This is a genomic window from Paenibacillus sp. Y5S-9, assembly GCF_036894235.1.
Classification (GTDB): Bacteria; Bacillota; Bacilli; order Paenibacillales; family Paenibacillaceae; genus Paenibacillus.
On the sequence record NZ_CP145887.1, the window covers coordinates 3283205 to 3300386 of the forward strand.

A 17182-nucleotide genomic window follows, 5' to 3' on the forward strand; every position below is an offset into this window, starting at 1 on the left:
GTGCGCGGGATGAATCATGGGTAATCTTGGGGACAGCTTAGGCGCATTTGACTGTTGGAAGAAGAGTACAGTCCGGGGATTGATTTTTCTAATTGGAATGATGATTGTCCTATTGTCTTTCCCTCATGGTAGCGCATTGGCTGGATCTGGAAAGGGTAATCTCATTCCACTCCAGCCAATAATAGACCGTTCTTCACCTGGAGAAGTCATTGAACTTGCATCCGGTCGTTATTCTGGACCCGTGACGATTGACAAGAATATCACCATTCAGGGTGATCCTACGGTCATAGTTGTTAATGCGGAAGCCACCTCTACGATAATGATTCGCTCGGATGGGGTGAAATTGAGCGGTTTTACAATTGAACATGATACGAATGAACAGACTGCAGCCATTCAGATTGAAGGGAAAGACAGTGAGATCACGGATCTGCATATTCAGACCCAGGGGTACGGGATGATCATCCGAAATTCGAGTCATGCAACGATTCAGCGGAACAACATTACTTGGATGGGGGCTGATTCTGCTTCCAGTAGCCAGAAGGGCAATGGCATTGATCTGTACAACTCCCATGATAGCTACATTGAAGCCAATGAGATCACCGGCATGAGGGATGGAATCTATCTGGAGAACAGTCGCAAGTCTATCGTGCAAAATAACAGGCTGTTACATACAAGGTATGGCATCCACTGTATGTACATTGACGGCTCTTCTGTCATGGATAATACCGGAGAAGAGAACATGACAGGTGCCATGATTATGGGCGTCAAGAATACGGTAATCTCGGGCAATTCTTTTCGCAAACAGAGTACTAATGTTCATTCCCAAGGCATTCTGTTGTATGACGTGCATCAATCCTCAATTCATAACAATGTGGTGGAGGGTAATCGTGTCGGCATGAATATTGCAGAGTCATCGGGCAATGAAATCCGTGGCAATGCGGTGCTTCGGAATTTTGTTGGCATCCAGCTTGTTCTGGCAGAAGCTAATGAGCTTACAGGTAACCAATTGGTATCCAATGTTATTGAAGCTTCAGCGCTGGATAGCCCGAATAATACCATGATGGAGAATTACTGGGACTCCTTTCAGGGACTCGATCTGAATCAGGATGGGATCAGTGAAATATCCTATGCCATCAATCCTTTTTATGAGCAACTGGTCAGTCGAAATTCAGCGTATCAGCTCTTTTTTCAATCACCGGGTATGGTCTTTCTGAGTGACTTATTTACAGAGGGCAGAGAACAATGGACTACCGACGATTCGCCACGAATGAGCATGGATACGGGATCTGATCTGAACATGTCAGTGGAAAGGGCAGCAGGTTCCAATGTGGTGTGGATGCTCGGGTTAGTTCTGTTGGATATGGCAACTTTTATAATCATCTATATGGGGGTATTACGAAAATGAACAAAAGTTTGAACAGAAGATGGTCCATGGTTATGATACTTATGTTTGGCATGGTATTGTTAACCGCTTGCGGAACAAAATACGCAGCATTGCCGATCAATGAAGACGTGGATATCTGTGCGATCTGTAAAATGCAGGTGAAGGACGATGCATATGCAACACAGCTCACTACGAAAGACGGCCAAAATTACAAGTTCGATGACATCGGCTGCATGAACCAGTGGAAAACAGAAAATGGCACAGATAACATCGGTATGGACTATGTACGTGATTATAATGACAAGGAATGGATTGAATACAGTAAAGCCACGTATGTGTACGACGCTTCATTGCGTACGCCTATGGCTTATGGAATTCTTAACTTTAAGGACAAGCCTTCGGCTGAAGCTTTCATTGCAGAGCAAGGTGTCGGAACCATTATGACCGCTGAGGATCTTGCCTCCCATGACTGGAAACAGAACACAGAGAATATGGACATGATGGGTGAACATGGGCATGAAGAGCACGGACATGGTGAAGAAGGAGACGGTAATGAGATGCATGAGGAAGGTGAGATGAAAGAAGAGTCAGGCCACTAGGAATGACAATAGAAAATGGTGATCAATGATGTCAGATATGATACAGATTGCAAGAAGAGAAGTGAAAATGGGATTTCGCAATCCTTGGGCATATTCGTTTCTGATTCTTTTTTGCACATTTAGCTTTAGTTTGTTACTTCTAAATTCACAGAATCTGGTTGAAGGATATTCGGGAACCACAGGTTCGATGTTAAATCTCATTCTCTACCTTTTGCCATTAATGACGCTATTCCTCGGTTCCTTTTCATTAACATCGGAAAAGGAAGACGGTAGCTGGCAGCTGCTATCCACGTATCCCATTGGCACGATGTCTTTTATTGTGGGCAAGTATCTTGGGCTGTCGATTATTTTGATCACCATTGTTGCGTTTGGATACGGCCTGATGGGGGTCATTAGCGGAGTAATCGGAAATCCACTGGATGCCGTGACATATCTTCTCTTTCTGGCATTTTCTTGTGGACTGGTGTTGTTATTCCTGACGCTGGCTCTATTTATCGGTTCGTTGTCGCGCAATCGGTGGCAGGCGTTAACCATATCCGTGACCGTATGGTTCTTCGCTGTCATTGGATGGCCGACGTTATTGCTCTCTGTGCTGGGATTAATGCCTTATCTGTGGGTCAAACCGCTACTGATTATACTAACACTTATCAATCCGGCCGAGCTGGTACGTTTGTATGTCGTGATCAAACTGGGAGGCGGCTCCATTCTGGGACCAGAATATTATCGATGGGTGGAGTGGGTGCAGCAACCAAGTGGCAGTTGGATCTTCATCGGGATATGCCTGTTCTGGATCACCTGCTCTGTCCTGGCGGTATACGCGATCTGGGAGAGGGGGCGTTCTCATGGATAAAGTGGGGCTCGAAGTGATAGGGTTGTGCAAATCCATTAAAAAGCAACCGATTGTTGAGGATATCTCCTTTCACATGAATTCTGGCCAAGTGCTTGCCCTCTGTGGAGGGAATGGCGCAGGGAAAAGCACGGTTCTGCGTATGATCGCAGGAATTCTTCGGCCTACCTCCGGCGAGGTTGTGGTGAACAATGTGCGATGGTTGAAGGAGCGCAAGCGTTATTCAGAGCAGATTGGATATATGCCGGACGATTATCAATTTAATCAAGGACTGAGTGCGGAGGAAATGCTTCTGTTCTGGGCTTCTCTGAGGAAAGTTCCCAAGGAGAGAGTACAGGAAGTACTGACCATGGTAGGTTTGGAGGATCAAAAAAAAAACCGGGTTACGACCTTCTCCAAAGGCATGCGCCAACGTGTGTTATTCGCCCAGGCTGTGCTGTCGAAACCTCCACTGCTCATCATGGATGAGCCAACAAATGGATTGGACCCATTCTGGATGCAGGAATTAACTCAGCTGCTCAAGGGAATCAAACAGGATGGTCACATGGTCGTGTTCTCTACCCATCAGCTGGAAATCGCAGAAGATATTGCGGATCAGGTGATATTCATGAACCATGGACGTAATGTTGGAGAGGGCTCCACTCACGACTTTTGTGATCAATTCGGTTCGCTCCATGCAGCATTTCATCAAAGTCTTGGTTTAAAGTGAAGGTGAGTTTATTGAAGAGGAAGAGTTTTAAAAGTAGACGTACACTTACAATTTTGATTGGTGTGATCGCATTGTTAGCAGGTACAAGGGCCATTTTCGAAAATGTATCGACACCCGAATCTCATAGAGGTAACGCCATTGAAGCTGGTGCCGTGGCTCCTGAGTTCACAGCGGTTAATTCAGCAGGAGAACAAGTCAAGCTATCGGATTATCGGGGCAAAGCCGTCATGATTAACTTTTGGGCTTCATGGTGCACACCCTGTGTAAGGGAGATGCCACTCGTTCACCAGATTGCTCAGGACTATCAGAACGACGTGGAAACCCTGTTTGTTAACGTGGGGGAATCGAAGGGCACGATTCGTGAGTTCATGGATAAGCAGGCGTTCAATTTTCCGGTGATCATTGATGTGACGGGCAATATATCAGGTATGTACCGTATTACAGGTTTGCCCGCAACAATGGTCATTGATAGGGATGGGGAGTTCCGTCACATACTGCTCGGTGAACTGACCGAAGATACACCATTGCAGCAATGGCTGGAAGAGAGTATCTAGTCGTAAGCGTTGGATGGTGATAAAAGGGGCAGGAACGCTAGAGATCGCCCAAATTTGGAGTAGATGAATGTATGTTAAAAGTAACTACAAAAATATAACATAAAAAGGCGGACACCCATCTAACGAAGGGGTGTCCGCCTTTGTTACTTTTGCTTTTGAAGATATGCTGCTTCGCAGCCGATTACAATACAGCAGCTGAAGCGTGATTGGTACGAGCGATTCTGGTTGCATCAACCATGTTGCGCAGAGAAGCAACCGTTTCTTCTTGTCCACGGGTTTTCAATCCGCAGTCCGGGTTGATCCAGAACAGCTTCGGATCAAGAACACGCAGGGCACGTTCAATCATGCTGCTCATTTCATCTACACTCGGAACACGTGGACTATGAATATCATATACGCCAAGACCGATACCGAGCTCATACGTATTTTCTTCAAAACTATGAATCAGTTCACCGTGACTACGGGATGTCTCAATGGAGATAACATCCGCATCCATAGCTTCAATGGAATCAATCATGTCATGGAATTCGCAATAGCACATATGCGTATGAATTTGAGTCGTTTCATGCACCGTGCACGTGGAGATACGGAACGCTTTGACTGCCCAAGCCAGGTAATCAGCTTGTTCATTTTCTTTCAACGGAAGCCCTTCACGAACAGCCGGCTCGTCAACCTGGATCATGCCAATGCCTGCCTGTTCAAGTGCTTCGACTTCCTGTCTCAAAGCATATGCCAATTGATAGGCAATCTGCTCACGAGCAATGTCTTCGCGTACGAATGACCAGTTCATGATGGTAATCGGGCCAGTCAACATGCCTTTGACAGGACGCTCAGTCTGCGATTGGGCATATTTCGTTTCTTCAACCGTCATTTCACCAGTAAACGCAACATCTCCGAAGATGATAGGTGGCTTCACGCAACGTGAACCATATGATTGTACCCAGCCGAACTGTGTAAAGGCAAAACCAGCAAGTTTCTCGCCAAAGAATTCAACCATGTCGGTACGCTCAAACTCACCATGCACCAGTACGTCAATTCCGATCTCTTCTTGAATCTTGATCCAGATATCAATCTGATCCCGGATGAAGGCAGCATACTGTTCGTTGTTCAACTCACCCTTGCGCCACAACTGACGTGCTTTTCTGACTTCAGCAGATTGTGGGAAACTACCAATCGTTGTTGTCGGGAAGAGTGGCAATTGCCATTTGGCCTGTTGGGCTTCATGACGCTCGGCAAAAGGACGGGAGCGCTCCGGCTGTTGAACACTGATGGAAGCAACGGCTTTCTGTACAGCGGTACGGTTCCGATCTTCGGATTGTTGAAGCGCCTGAAGAGGAAGCTCTGCTTCGTTAATTTTAGCGGTAATCTCTGCACTTGGTGAGGATAAGGCTGTAGTCAAAAGAACAATCTCATCCAGCTTTTCATCTGCAAAGGCAAGAGCATTTTTCAGTTCAGATGTAAGTTTTGCCTCACGTTCAGTTGTAACTGGCACATGCAGCAGGCTGGAGGACGATTGCACGATAATACGTTCAGGCGTCACGAACTCAGTCAATTCATTCAGCAAATTCAGTTTTGTTTGAAGTGAAGCTTTCCAGATCCCACGTCCATCAATAATACCTGCTCCGAGCACTTTGTCTGCCGGGAAACCGGATGTCCGAATAGATTGTGTGTTACCAGAGAGTCCATGTACAAAATCAAGTCCTACACCTTGAACTGGCAATGCCACGATGTCGCTGTAGTTTTCGACAGATTCAAAGTACGTTTGCAGCATGATATTTAAGCCTGGAACAGCTGCTGCAAATGTTTCATATATTTTATTCAGACGCTGTACGTCTTCATCGCTTAATTTGGTTACCAGAATAGGTTCGTCGATCTGCACCCACTGAACGCCTTCGCTTGCAAGTTCTTGAAGCAATTGAGTGTACAGTGGCAGCAAACGGTCCAACCAAGCGTCCGTCTCGGATTTATCATAGCCCTTGGAGAGCTTCAGGAAGGTCAACGGTCCAACAATAACCGGTTTTCCTTCAATGCCGAGTTTTTCTTTTGCTTCACGATAAGCGACAAGTGGTTTGTTTTCCGTCAGAGTTGGGGAAGCCCCGTCCAGTTCAGGTACTATGTAGTGATAGTTGGTGTTAAACCATTTTGTCATTTCGCTTGCTGCGGCATCTTTCGTTCCCCGGGCAATGCCATAATATACAGACAACGGAACCGAGCCACCATCATAAGCAAATCGTTTGGGAATGATGCCAAACATCACGGCCGTATCCAGGATATGATCATAATAGCTAAAGTCATTAACCGGAATGATGTCGATGCCTTTTGCTTGTTGCTTGCGCAAATGATCGATACGGATCTCCTGCAAACGTGCGTGAAATTCTGATTCCTCCAGCTTACCTGCCCAGAACGCTTCCAACGCTTTCTTCCATTCCCGATCAGCACCAATACGCGGATATCCCAATACACTACTTTTTGTCATCGTTTAAAACCCCTCTGCTTTTATGTTACACAAAATTTATCACAGATCCGGAGTTATAATGTAATTCCATTAAATTATACCTAGTTATAGCCTAGGGCTATATCAAAAGGTGTATGCTACATAAGTTGAATTAACGAGTATTTACACTTGCCACTCCGATGACAGAATAACCTTCCAACTCAGCTAAGGATAAACAATAGATCGTAATCATATTTTGTATGCTTTTGCATTCACTCGGGATAATAGAAAGTAAAAAAAGGTGGATGAGTATGGTAATTCAAAAACGATTTGTTCTCTTAATACTTTCAGCTATAACATTAATGATAAATAGTGTTTCCCTATACACAGATGTTACATATGCAGATCCTGAGAGCGTACAACAAGAAAATTATAAGCCATTAGCACTTACGATGCTCAACCCATACATTTCCCGTGAGATTACCAACTATTATCAGGCAAATCATAAACCTGTCCCTAGCTACGGTCTATATGATATTCATGTATTGGAACTTAAAAGGCGCACACAAGGTGGTTATAACTTTCGAACCGTTCTGGAAGTCAGAACGTTCTACGGTCCACATAACCCGCCATATGGGAAAGAGATCATTACGTTTGAAATAGACCCCACTAATGTTACAATGGTGAACTACGTTCATACGAATGATTGAAAGGAAGGCGGTACGCATGAACCTGTATCATATCCAGTCGACTGTGCATGGGATCAACAGAGTAAAGTCCTTTTTGGAAGAAAATTATATTGGTATCGCTTGGTCAGTTACAGGGGATCTGGAGAATACGCCCCCGGAGCTATGGAAGGAACAGTTGGTGCTACACTATAGCTTGGATGAAGCTGAAATGGCGAACACACTTGCGACACTACATATGTTTGTTAACCTCATGCAGGACGGAGATTATGTCTTAATCAGTGATGATGAATGGACGTATGTGGGGGATATCGGGGATTATTATTACGACGATTCCGCTGGTTCTGAAGAGGACTTGATCTGTCACCGACGCGGAGTTACCTGGTTGGGGCGCATTCCTCTCACTGAGTTGAATGACAAAGTGCAGGCACTGCAGAAAGACTCATCCATCCTTGCGAAATTTGAGTATCCTATATCACAAGGACAGCTGGATCGAGGTCTTGCAGTCAGCATAACAGCCGAAGCAACGAACTCTCTCTCAACAGGGGTAGATGAAGCCACGGTTCAGACAGCTCTCCAGGTGCTGAGAGAAGCGTTACACAGTGAAGAAGAAGAGCTGCGAATTCGTGCGGCTACAGCCATTTTGCAGTATGCCAAACAATAGGAAGACTATGCTAAGACTAAGAATGGTTTCTGGTTCTAGACGGTAACCATTCGCGGATCAGCAAATTTACTATTTATGACCCTTGAGTAAGTTCTGAGATCTGTTCATTTACATTCATATGACTTCGTCCACCGTGGTAACAAATCACAGATGAAATGTCGAGTTCCATATACTTTTTCAAGGAGCAACGAGCCGTTTCGATATCCAGCGTAGTAGGTTCATGAATGCCTCCAAGCCTGCCGTCTACACTATACATTGAATCTCCGGCGATGAGCGTTTTGCTGCCCATCAAATATAGACTGATATGACCTGGCGTATGACCAGGTGTATGAATAACACGAATTCCGCCGCAAAACGGCAGTACCTGACCATCAGTTACCGTTTCATCTACTTTGCCCATTGGAGGATGCTCAAGGTGACCGTCTTTGAGAAGAGGGAACTGTCCCTCAATATATGGCTTATCCAGCGCATGCGCATATATCTTGACTTGTGAGCCACACTCCTGCAAAATCTCGGGAAGACACCCGATATGGTCCACATCCTGATGCGTCAAAATCACTGCTTTAAGTCGGCTGATCGGCACACCAATCTTTTCGAGTGCGATACGCAAATCGTCATATTGTCCAGGGAATCCGGTATCAATTAACACAACCATTTCTTCATCCCATATGAGAACAGGGTGAATTATATTCCCCTCGAAATTAAGCTGAAGCATCGTTATTCCCTTTGAAATTTCCATCATATCAGACCTCCGAGAGTTGAAATTCATATACATCGTTGCTTGTTATATTTCTTATGTAAACGAATAAAGACGGCAATAAGATACGTTCGGGTATTTATAGGGTGTACTTATAGAAATATTCAATGAATTGGGGAATTGACGCTTGCTGTTGGGAATGATAATTTAGATATATCATTAAAACCAATAAGTCCAATAAGATAAAGGGGGTATGTGGGATGACACATATCGTGCATGCAGCAGCTGAAGATATTCGGAGCGAGGATTCGTTGCTATTGATTAAGGAACTGAGTGAAGAACTCGGTTTGTTATATGGCGGTGATGGAACGGCGGGATTTCAACTGTCAGACGTTGAAGTGCCACGTGCGGCTTTTATCGTTGCTAGGATCGACGGGTATCCGGTCGGTTGCGGAGCACTTAGACCCCTTGATGATACATCTGTAGAAGTTAAACGCATGTATACACGCAGTGGTTACCGCCGTAAGGGGATTGCCCAGGCGATATTGGCCGAGGCAGAGCGTCTTGCGAACGAACTTGGTTATACCAATCTGAAACTGCAAACAGGTCCCTTGCAACCAGAAGCTGCAGCGCTGTATGAGCGTGTAGGGTATTATCGGATTCCTGTTTTCAGTGGAAATTGGGACAGAGTGTTGGCCTACCAGAAAGATCTGGTACACGAAAAAGTATAATTATACGCAACACAGCTTCTATTTGCTGAACGGACAGAGGAACACAAGATAAAAGTAAAAAAGTCGCCGATTGGCGACTTTTTGCATTTTAACATACTCCATATACTCCAATTATCTCATCTGAAAATACAGACAAAAGTGTTCAATCCGTTGCGCTAGTATTGATCGAAGGTTCCTGATGTTGGACACCCCATTCGCATAGTCCTTCCAAAACGGGCAATAACGTTTCAGCTTTGGCTGTCAGACGGTACTCGACTTTAGGAGGGACTTGGGGGTATTCTTTCCGCTCCACCATACCATCTGCTTCCAATTCTTTGAGCTGTGAACTCAGCGTTTTATACGTGATGGCGCCGATCTGTCTTTTAAGTTCATTGAAGCGGACAGGCTGGTTATCAGCCAGAAGATACATAATCACCATTTTCCATTTGCCACCAATAACGGACAACGTGTATCCAAAAGGGGTATCTTGAATATTTTTAACTTTACCGTGGTATTCAGCCATACTCATCATTCACACTATCCTTCCGGGTAGTACCTATCCTAAAAGACCGTACTATTTATTTGTTTGGGCTCAGTTTATACTAACCTTACTTTGAAGTAAAGGAGATTTACGATGACTCAAAAAACAATACGTTTACTTATGCCACAATGGCAAGGTGGAGATAATCCTAACTACTCTTTTGGAGCGGAGCTGCTTGCATGGCTCGCACCTGACAATGATCAACCACTCATTCATGTTCCTGTTGAGGCTTATGATGGAACATCTCTGGTAAGCGAGAACGGGATAAAAGGCAGAACACAGCTACTTCAGCAATTGCAGGCTGCCCAGCATATTATTCAAGCTCACCAGCCTGATCGCATTGTCATGTTTGGCGGTGACTGTTTGGTTGAACAAGCCCCGTTTGCTTATTTAAATGAACGATATGGCGGAGAACTTGGTTTGATATGGATTGATGCACATGGTGATCTGGTTAGATACGAGGGTTATGACAACGGTCATACTTTACCACTTGGGAACCTTCTTGGGGAAGGCGATCCGGAGTTTGCCAAACATGTGAGTGTCCCCTTGAAGCCTGAACATGTCTTCATGGCCGGGTTGACAGCCCCCACGGAACAGGAAACCGAAGTGATTCAAAGATTGGGTATCCGAACGGCTGGAACTGAAGAATTAACCCATGGCATGGATTCGATTAAGAAGTGGATTAAAGAGACTGGGTTCAAACATCTGGCAATTCACCTCGATCTGGATGTGCTTGATCCCAACATGTTCCGTTCATTGTTATTCGCCAAGCCAGGAGAACCTTATGAGTTTTCACCAGCGGGAACCATGCAATTACCTCACTTGCTTCATCTGATCAAAGAACTGTCTGAAGAAACAGATGTAGTTGGATTAGGGATAACTGAGCATATGCCGTGGGATGCCATTAACTTGAAGAATTTGCTTGGAGAAATACCTATCCTGAACCAGTGATATAGGTAATGAGTCGCCAGAATATATCAGAATACTGATATAAGGAGTCAAAATATAGGAAGATTACAGATAGAGATATCAATATTATTATATGGGTGGTTCGACGAGAAGCAGAAATTAAACAAACTGAGGAGAGACACCCAGATGGTCACGTTATTGTTAATCATTATTTATCTCGCATTTATAGGGCTGGGATTACCTGATGCTTTACTTGGCAGTGCCTGGTCCGTTATGAAAAACGATATACATGCGACAACAGAAATGGCTGGTTACATATCGCTAATCATTTCATTTAGTACAGTCGTGTCCAGTCTGTCTGCCAGCCGATTGTTACACCGGTTCGGAACGGGTAAAGTCACATTATTCAGTATCCTCTCAACAACGATCGCGCTGTTGGGATTCTCATTCTCTGAGAATTTTATGTTTTTACTGATTCTGGCGATCCCTCTCGGCTTAGGTGCAGGTTCGGTGGATGCGGCACTAAGTAATTATGTAGCGTTGCATTTCAAGGCCAAGCATATGAACTGGTTACATTGTTTCTGGGGAATTGGCGCAGTGACAGGCCCACTCGTTATGGCATATTGGCTGAATCAAGCAAACAACTGGCGTGCAGGATACGTTACTGTGGGATTGATTTTGCTTGGGATCGTGGTGATCTTATTATCAACATTGTCTCTATGGAAGATTTTTGAGAAGGGAAGAGTAGAGGGGTCAGGCGATGAGAAGAAACGCGTAAGCAACCGTGAGGCCATACGTATCCCCGGCGTGAAAATGTCGATGCTTGCGATGCTCTGTTACAATGGTTCCGAAACTGCTGCCGGTCTGTGGATGGCTTCTTTCTTCATTGTTAGCAAAGGAGTTTCTCCAGGTACTGCCGCAGCACTTTCCTCTCTATTTTTCATTGGCATTATCTTGGGCCGTGTAATCTCAGGTTTTCTTTCGACTCATGTATCCAGCAAAAATCTCATCAGATATGGTGGAATCGTTGGATGCTTCGGATTGGTTATCCTGGTTATGCCGGTACCGTACTGGGTTGCCGCAGGTGCTTTATTTATCGTGGGATTGGGCGGAGCACCGATCTACCCGAGCATTGTTCATGCGACACCGGAACGCTTCGGTGAGAAGGCATCCCCAAGTGTAATTGGACTTGAAATGGCAAGTGCCTATACAGGTTCAACACTCATCCCGTTAGGTATGGGACTCATTGCAAGCGAATGGGGAATGTCAATGGTACCCCTGATCCTGCTAATTTTGTTCAGTGTCATGTTCGCGGCTACAGAGCTGGTAAACAGAAGCAACAAGGCTACGCGTCTGACCGTCTAACTCTTGCTATAGGTCATTAAGGTTCTGCCACTATACAACAAAGGAACAACCATCGCTGGTTGTTCCTTTTGGTGTGTGGACTATTTTTTTATAAGAAGATCAGCAACAATGTACCTGCGGCAAAACAGTAATACGAAAAGTATTTCAGGTTGCCTTTGGCCATAATGCCCATAAACCATCTCATGGAGAAATACGTGACAAAGAGCGTCGTGATGAATGCGATCAGATAAGGAATAGCCAGTTGTGATCGATTCGGATCATTGGCAATGTCGGATACACCCATAATGAGTCCACCGATACTTATGGGAATGTACAGCATAAAGGAGAACTTCAAAGCGGTTTCCTGTTTCATGCCAACAGCGATGGACGCAATTACAGTTGCCCCTGAGCGGCTAATGCCCGGAATAAGAGCGACCGCCTGAGCCAGACCTACCAACAGTGCATCTTTCGTAGACAGATCACCGTCTTGCTTGCGCCCACGAAGATTACGAATAAGCCACAAGGCAACACCGGTGATTAATAACGCGATGGAAACGGTATATACGGACGAGAAAATTTCTTCAATCCGGTCTTTGAACAGGACTGCAACGACAGCAGCAGGGATCGTACCAATAATTATGTATAAGCAAAACATGAAGTCTGCTCGATATTCTTCTTTACGAGTACGCAGGTAACCCAATGCACCAATAATCAACTTTTTGATATCTTCCCGGAAAATAAAAATAATAGCGATAAGTGATGCTGTGTTTGTTAAAATCTCAAATGACAATCCATTCTGCTTGATGCCCATCAGTTTCTGGGCGATGATCAGATGACCGCTTGAGGAGACGGGAATCGGCTCCGTTGCACCTTGAACAATACCTAAAAATAAATACTTTAACCACAATATAATCTCTTCCATGTTGTCCTCCTTGAATACGTTTCATTGGCTTTCCAATGATCTCTCTTTTTAATAAAAGTGACTTGTCTACTCTATTGATGATAGCTGTTTAACTTGGTGACTTGCAAGTTAGAGTTCATAGAGAGAGGGAAATAAACATAGCTTGTCAAATCCTACATAGCATGATATCGTTGATAACGATTATCAATATCAACGAAAAGGTGGGTTTATTTTGCGTAAACAGATAAAATCAATATGGATCATGATGGCACTTATCTTGCTGATTGTACTTAGTGCATGTGGTCAGTCTGCGACGACCGATAGTACAACCGGTGATAGCACGAATACAGCTGCGGAGACAGAAACCAAGACGAGCTCGGATTCAGCTTCTTCAGCTGATAAAGCGGCAACTGCCGAAGAGGAACTTGTTACGTATCAATCGGATGCAGGAGAAGTACAGGTACCGAAGAATCCTAAGCGCATTATTGATTTGACATCATTTTCGACAGGGTACTTTGTTGCCCTGGATGCACCAGTAGTCGGCGCTTTATCAGGAGCGATGAACAACAAATATATCAAGGATCAACTTGTAGCAGCGGGCACCAGTGATCTGGGTCAAGAGCCTACACCAGAGAAACTAATCAGTTTAAAACCGGACTTATTTATCGTGTACACTGGAACAGAGGGCATCGACAAGCTGGAGCAGATTGCGCCTGTTGTACAGATTGCATATGGTAAGCGCAATTTCAAGGATCTGATGCTTGAAATGGGCAAGCTCACCAATAGAGAAGACGCAGCTAAAGCTTGGAATGCTAAATGGGAAGCGAAGATCAACGAACTGAAGCCCAAGGTTCAGGAAGCTGTAGGCGATCGCACCGTTTCCATACTGAATCCATACGCCAAAGGATTATTTGTATTCGGTCATAACTATGGTCGAGGCGGTGAAATTATTTACGGGGAGTTTGGTCTCAAGGCACCAGCCAAGGCCCAAGCTGAAGCGATTGACAGCGGAACTGGATGGGCTTCGATCTCCATGGAACTATTACCGGAGTATGCGGGGGATATCATCTTCACAAGCCCGTGGTCGGGAGATACAACTGATCCCAAGATCGTATATGATAATGCATTATGGAAGAACTTGCCTGCGGTGAAGGCAAATCATGTGTTCCAGCTTGACCCAACTTCAGATTCGTACAACGATCCGTTAACGTTGGAAGGTCAGCTGCAATTTATTTCCGATAGCCTGCTTACCGTAAAGTAAGATTAGACTGCATAAATGGTGATACTGGAGCATTTCCAAACGTCGTTACAAGACGGGGAAATGCTCTTCTTATGAGATTAGAATGTTATATATGTCGATATTGGATGGATTTTGACCAATGTAATTAAGCTTGATACAATAGGATAACAGCTGATGAACATTAAATATCAAGTGGGGTGATCTAGATTGCAGCAAAAGAGTGAACGTTTGAATGTTTGGTTGGCTTTCTCTAACATTCATACCCATCTGAACGAGAAGCTGGAACAAGCTCTGCTTCAACAATATGACTTATCTTTGAAGGAATTTTATGTGTTAAACTTCATATATAATGCGGAGGGTAAGGAATTACGCCTACAGCAACTTCAAGAACTAGTGGGGTTGAGCCAAAGTGCTACTTCCAGGCTCGTCGTTAGGATGGAAGCCAAAGACTGTGGGGCTCTGGAAAGACATGCATGTGAAGATGACCGGCGTGGCATTTATACTCGTATTACGGAGCTTGGAGAGAATAAATACAAGAAAGCACTTCAAACGTTTAATCAGGTCTTGCAAACTGAATTGGAACAGGATGGATTTGAGACTCGATTAGAGAACCTCACTAAAGAATTGTTCTAGGGCTAGGGTGAATATAGGGTAATGTAATCATTTACCCTATAAGAAGACTTGACACTCATTAAAATATCCTTTAAATTAAATGCATGCGCATGAATTTAATGTGGATGCGGTGATTCATGTATAAAGGAGGTATTGAACATGAAGGTATTCGTCGTTGGATCAAATGGACAGATTGGTCAACAGCTTATTCATCTTTTGAAGAATAGTGAAGAGCACACCGTTCTTGCCATGGTACGAAAACAAGAACAGGTAGATTCATTTGCAGCACAGGGTGTGGATACGGTGCTTGCCAACTTGGAAGGTACGGTTGACTCACTTGTAGCTGCTGCAACGGGTTGTGACGCAATTGTATTTGCAGCTGGCTCTGGTGGTACAACGGGATATGATAAAACACTCCTCATTGATCTGGATGGTGCCGGGAAAACTATTGAAGCGGCTCAAAAAGCGGGTATTGATCGATTTATCATGGTGAGTGCGATCCAAGCCAATAATCGTGATAACTGGCATGATAACACCCTTCCATATTATGCAGCGAAGCACTATGCTGATAAATTGTTAGAGATCAGTGGATTAACATATACCATTATACGTCCAGGGATTCTAATGAATGAACCAGGAACAGGTAAAGTTTCTGCTGCCGAGAATATCACAACCGGTAACATTGCTCGTGAAGATGTAGCTCATGTGATTTTGGCCAGTTTGAGTGAGAAGAATACCTACAAGCGTTCATTTGATCTAATCGCTGGTGAGGATACAATATCTGAGGCATTGATTAAGCTTTGATGCAAAACAAAATTTTCGACGATATCTGATGAGTTAAGAGAGGGCTATACAATGATTATGTTGATGCTTTTGACCTTCATATTAGGTATCTTCATCGTTGTACGTCAATTTTGGCCAGTACGCAATCTTGAATATATAGATTATCAAGTATTTCTCAGACAAGAGCGTGATTTTCGGCAGTATAAAGTGATTGATATTCGAGATGCGACGGATTATATGGCTAATCCTACTCCGGATACGATTAACATCTCATTGGGACGGCTTGCTTTCACCTGGGAAAAATACCTTCTTCGAGAAGATAACGTAATTATAATGTCACCTGGTATGCTTCAATCCAAAAAGGCTGTCCGTATTTTGCGAAAGCATGGATTTGAATGTCTTTATGTGATGAAGTAAAAGTTAAATGTGAGTTCCAAATCATACGGAGTTATTAATTGCAGGTATTTTTTCGATGCTTGCGCATGCATTTTCATTATACGTGATTCATGAAAAGGGGAGTTTTATTTTGATGACAGATTTGTTTAGTCCATATTCTTTTAAAAGCCTAGAGCTTAAAAACCGTGTCGTAATGGCTCCAATGTGCCAATATTCAGTTGAGCAAAAAGATGGTATTGCAACAGATTGGCATTATATGCACTACGTTAGTCGTGCCGTGGGAGGAACAGGTCTCATTATCATTGAAATGACAGATGTGGAGCCGGATGGCCGGATCTCAGATTATGATCTTGGACTGTGGTCGGATGAACAGATCCCAGCTCTGAAGCGGATCGTCGATGCGTGTCACAGTTATGGTGCCAAGGTCGGTATTCAGATTGCTCATGCGGGCCGCAAAGCAGAAGATGCCGAAGTTCCAGTTGCTCCATCCGCGATCGCCTTTGATGAGAATTCCAAGCAACCTAGAGCGCTCACAACGGATGAAGTTAAAGGAATGGTTGAAAAATTCCGGAGTGCTGTAGCTCGTGCTGTTAAAGCCGGATTTGATACAATTGAGATTCATGGTGCACATGGTTACTTAATTCATCAATTCCATTCTCCACTAACAAACAAGCGAGAAGATGAATACGGTCAAGATTTAACTTTATTCGGCCGGGAGATTATTCAGGCTGCTAAGGCAGAGATGCCCGAGGATATGCCCTTGATGATGCGTATTTCAGCCAAAGAATATGTAGAAGGTGGCTATGGCATTAACGAAAGTTCCGAGTTTGCCAAAGCATATCAAGAGGCAGGCGTTGACGTATTTGACATCTCATCTGGTGGCGAGGGACCTATCGCTGCATGGGGCAGACCAGGAACTCACGCGGCTTATCAAGTACCTCTCGCTAAAGCAATCAAAGAGGCTCTTGATGTGCCCGTGATCGCTGTTGGAAGACTCGATGATCCTACGTTGGCGAATGCTGTCATCGGAAATGAAGAAGCCGATCTCATTGCAGTCGGTAGAGGTCTGTTAAGAAATCCTTATTGGGCCTTGGAAGCTGCGTCTGCTTTGCGCAAGACAACGGAAGTTCCAAAACAATATACAACTGGCTTTTAATGTACTGATAATTTAA

General features: G+C 44.3%; 18 protein-coding genes. 14 read left to right on the forward strand and 4 right to left on the reverse strand.

Annotated elements, in window-relative coordinates; translation table 11 throughout:
- Positions 1 to 16 precede the first annotated feature (16 nt).
- The 5 genes from V6669_RS14615 to V6669_RS14635 are packed head-to-tail and all read left to right on the forward strand — an operon-like array spanning position 17 to position 4093.
- The gene (locus V6669_RS14615; RefSeq protein WP_338594619.1) at positions 17 to 1405 is read left to right on the forward strand and encodes a NosD domain-containing protein; all 1389 of its coding nucleotides are present in this window, start codon (positions 17 to 19) and stop codon (positions 1403 to 1405) included.
- Positions 1402 to 1983, forward strand: coding sequence for a nitrous oxide reductase accessory protein NosL (locus tag V6669_RS14620; RefSeq protein WP_338594621.1), 582 nt, complete (start codon positions 1402 to 1404; stop codon positions 1981 to 1983). Before V6669_RS14615 ends, V6669_RS14620 begins: the two co-directional genes overlap by 4 nt.
- 28 nt (positions 1984 to 2011) lie before the next feature.
- Positions 2012 to 2833 (forward strand): ABC transporter permease, encoded by an 822-nt coding sequence (locus V6669_RS14625; RefSeq protein WP_338594948.1) that lies wholly within the window; start codon positions 2012 to 2014, stop codon positions 2831 to 2833.
- Positions 2826 to 3539, forward strand: coding sequence for a heme ABC exporter ATP-binding protein CcmA (ccmA, locus tag V6669_RS14630; protein WP_338594622.1), 714 nt, complete (start codon positions 2826 to 2828; stop codon positions 3537 to 3539). The genes V6669_RS14625 and ccmA overlap by 8 nt, the downstream gene beginning before the upstream one ends.
- Positions 3540 to 3541: 2 nt before the next feature.
- Positions 3542 to 4093, forward strand: a complete 552-nt coding sequence (locus tag V6669_RS14635; RefSeq protein WP_338594624.1) for a redoxin domain-containing protein — start codon at positions 3542 to 3544, stop codon at positions 4091 to 4093.
- 181 nt (positions 4094 to 4274) lie between these two features.
- Here V6669_RS14635 and metE read toward each other — a convergent pair whose 3' ends face one another.
- On the reverse strand, positions 4275 to 6569 hold the full coding sequence (metE, locus tag V6669_RS14640) for a 5-methyltetrahydropteroyltriglutamate--homocysteine S-methyltransferase (protein ID WP_338594626.1): 2295 nt from the start codon (positions 6567 to 6569) through the stop codon (positions 4275 to 4277).
- A 684-nt stretch (positions 6570 to 7253) separates the two neighbouring features.
- Between metE and V6669_RS14645 the strand changes: the two genes are divergently transcribed.
- Positions 7254 to 7877, forward strand: a complete 624-nt coding sequence (locus tag V6669_RS14645; protein WP_338594628.1) for a hypothetical protein — start codon at positions 7254 to 7256, stop codon at positions 7875 to 7877.
- A gap of 73 nt (positions 7878 to 7950) precedes the next feature.
- On the opposite strand, the gene V6669_RS14650 is transcribed toward V6669_RS14645, so the two are convergent.
- Positions 7951 to 8616, reverse strand: coding sequence for an MBL fold metallo-hydrolase (locus tag V6669_RS14650; RefSeq protein WP_338594950.1), 666 nt, complete (start codon positions 8614 to 8616; stop codon positions 7951 to 7953).
- A 218-nt stretch (positions 8617 to 8834) separates the two neighbouring features.
- On the opposite strand from V6669_RS14650, the gene V6669_RS14655 reads away from it, so the two are divergent.
- Positions 8835 to 9305 carry a GNAT family N-acetyltransferase gene (locus tag V6669_RS14655; protein WP_074095010.1) on the forward strand — a complete coding sequence of 157 codons (471 nt, stop codon included), beginning with the start codon at positions 8835 to 8837 and terminating at the stop codon, positions 9303 to 9305.
- Between the two features lie 142 nt (positions 9306 to 9447).
- Here the strand turns inward: V6669_RS14655 and V6669_RS14660 are convergent, their stop codons facing one another.
- Positions 9448 to 9813, reverse strand: coding sequence for a helix-turn-helix domain-containing protein (locus tag V6669_RS14660; protein WP_074096895.1), 366 nt, complete (start codon positions 9811 to 9813; stop codon positions 9448 to 9450).
- 105 nt (positions 9814 to 9918) lie between these two features.
- On the opposite strand from V6669_RS14660, the gene V6669_RS14665 reads away from it, so the two are divergent.
- Together V6669_RS14665 and V6669_RS14670 are read left to right on the forward strand one after the other, a co-directional pair.
- Complete coding sequence (locus V6669_RS14665) at positions 9919 to 10776, forward strand: arginase family protein (RefSeq protein ID WP_338594629.1); 858 nt, start codon at positions 9919 to 9921, stop codon at positions 10774 to 10776.
- A gap of 144 nt (positions 10777 to 10920) precedes the next feature.
- On the forward strand, positions 10921 to 12099 hold the full coding sequence (locus V6669_RS14670; RefSeq protein WP_338594630.1) for an MFS transporter: 1179 nt from the start codon (positions 10921 to 10923) through the stop codon (positions 12097 to 12099).
- An 88-nt stretch (positions 12100 to 12187) separates the two neighbouring features.
- Here V6669_RS14670 and V6669_RS14675 read toward each other — a convergent pair whose 3' ends face one another.
- Positions 12188 to 13000: an undecaprenyl-diphosphate phosphatase gene (locus tag V6669_RS14675; RefSeq protein WP_036608062.1), complete on the reverse strand. Its 813-nt coding sequence runs from the start codon at positions 12998 to 13000 to the stop codon at positions 12188 to 12190.
- A gap of 211 nt (positions 13001 to 13211) precedes the next feature.
- Between V6669_RS14675 and V6669_RS14680 the strand changes: the two genes are divergently transcribed.
- From V6669_RS14680 to V6669_RS14700, 5 genes are all read left to right on the forward strand, one after another.
- Entirely contained in the window at positions 13212 to 14240 is a 1029-nt protein-coding gene (locus V6669_RS14680) for an ABC transporter substrate-binding protein (RefSeq protein WP_338594634.1), read from the forward strand.
- Positions 14241 to 14426: 186 nt separating this feature from the next.
- Positions 14427 to 14852: a MarR family transcriptional regulator gene (locus V6669_RS14685; RefSeq protein WP_017688556.1), complete on the forward strand. Its 426-nt coding sequence runs from the start codon at positions 14427 to 14429 to the stop codon at positions 14850 to 14852.
- 138 nt (positions 14853 to 14990) lie between these two features.
- Positions 14991 to 15635, forward strand: coding sequence for an SDR family oxidoreductase (locus V6669_RS14690; RefSeq protein WP_338594636.1), 645 nt, complete (start codon positions 14991 to 14993; stop codon positions 15633 to 15635).
- 51 nt (positions 15636 to 15686) lie between these two features.
- On the forward strand, positions 15687 to 16031 hold the full coding sequence (locus tag V6669_RS14695) for a rhodanese-like domain-containing protein (RefSeq protein ID WP_017688554.1): 345 nt from the start codon (positions 15687 to 15689) through the stop codon (positions 16029 to 16031).
- A gap of 112 nt (positions 16032 to 16143) precedes the next feature.
- The gene (locus V6669_RS14700; RefSeq protein ID WP_338594638.1) at positions 16144 to 17166 is read left to right on the forward strand and encodes an NADH:flavin oxidoreductase/NADH oxidase; all 1023 of its coding nucleotides are present in this window, start codon (positions 16144 to 16146) and stop codon (positions 17164 to 17166) included.
- Positions 17167 to 17182: the final 16 nt, after the last annotated feature.

Coding starts and splice junctions, on each gene's coding strand:
- V6669_RS14615 (WP_338594619.1), top strand. CDS start 17: ATGGGTAATCTTGGGGACAGCTTAGGCGCATTTGACTGTTGGAAGAAG.
- V6669_RS14620 (WP_338594621.1), top strand. CDS start 1,402: ATGAACAAAAGTTTGAACAGAAGATGGTCCATGGTTATGATACTTATG.
- V6669_RS14625 (WP_338594948.1), top strand. CDS start 2,012: ATGTCAGATATGATACAGATTGCAAGAAGAGAAGTGAAAATGGGATTT.
- ccmA (WP_338594622.1), top strand. CDS start 2,826: ATGGATAAAGTGGGGCTCGAAGTGATAGGGTTGTGCAAATCCATTAAA.
- metE (WP_338594626.1), bottom strand. CDS start 6,569: ATGACAAAAAGTAGTGTATTGGGATATCCGCGTATTGGTGCTGATCGG.
- V6669_RS14645 (WP_338594628.1), top strand. CDS start 7,254: ATGAACCTGTATCATATCCAGTCGACTGTGCATGGGATCAACAGAGTA.
- V6669_RS14650 (WP_338594950.1), bottom strand. CDS start 8,616: ATGGAAATTTCAAAGGGAATAACGATGCTTCAGCTTAATTTCGAGGGG.
- V6669_RS14655 (WP_074095010.1), top strand. CDS start 8,835: ATGACACATATCGTGCATGCAGCAGCTGAAGATATTCGGAGCGAGGAT.
- V6669_RS14660 (WP_074096895.1), bottom strand. CDS start 9,813: ATGAGTATGGCTGAATACCACGGTAAAGTTAAAAATATTCAAGATACC.
- V6669_RS14665 (WP_338594629.1), top strand. CDS start 9,919: ATGACTCAAAAAACAATACGTTTACTTATGCCACAATGGCAAGGTGGA.
- V6669_RS14670 (WP_338594630.1), top strand. CDS start 10,921: ATGGTCACGTTATTGTTAATCATTATTTATCTCGCATTTATAGGGCTG.
- V6669_RS14675 (WP_036608062.1), bottom strand. CDS start 13,000: ATGGAAGAGATTATATTGTGGTTAAAGTATTTATTTTTAGGTATTGTT.
- V6669_RS14690 (WP_338594636.1), top strand. CDS start 14,991: ATGAAGGTATTCGTCGTTGGATCAAATGGACAGATTGGTCAACAGCTT.
- V6669_RS14695 (WP_017688554.1), top strand. CDS start 15,687: ATGATTATGTTGATGCTTTTGACCTTCATATTAGGTATCTTCATCGTT.
- V6669_RS14700 (WP_338594638.1), top strand. CDS start 16,144: ATGACAGATTTGTTTAGTCCATATTCTTTTAAAAGCCTAGAGCTTAAA.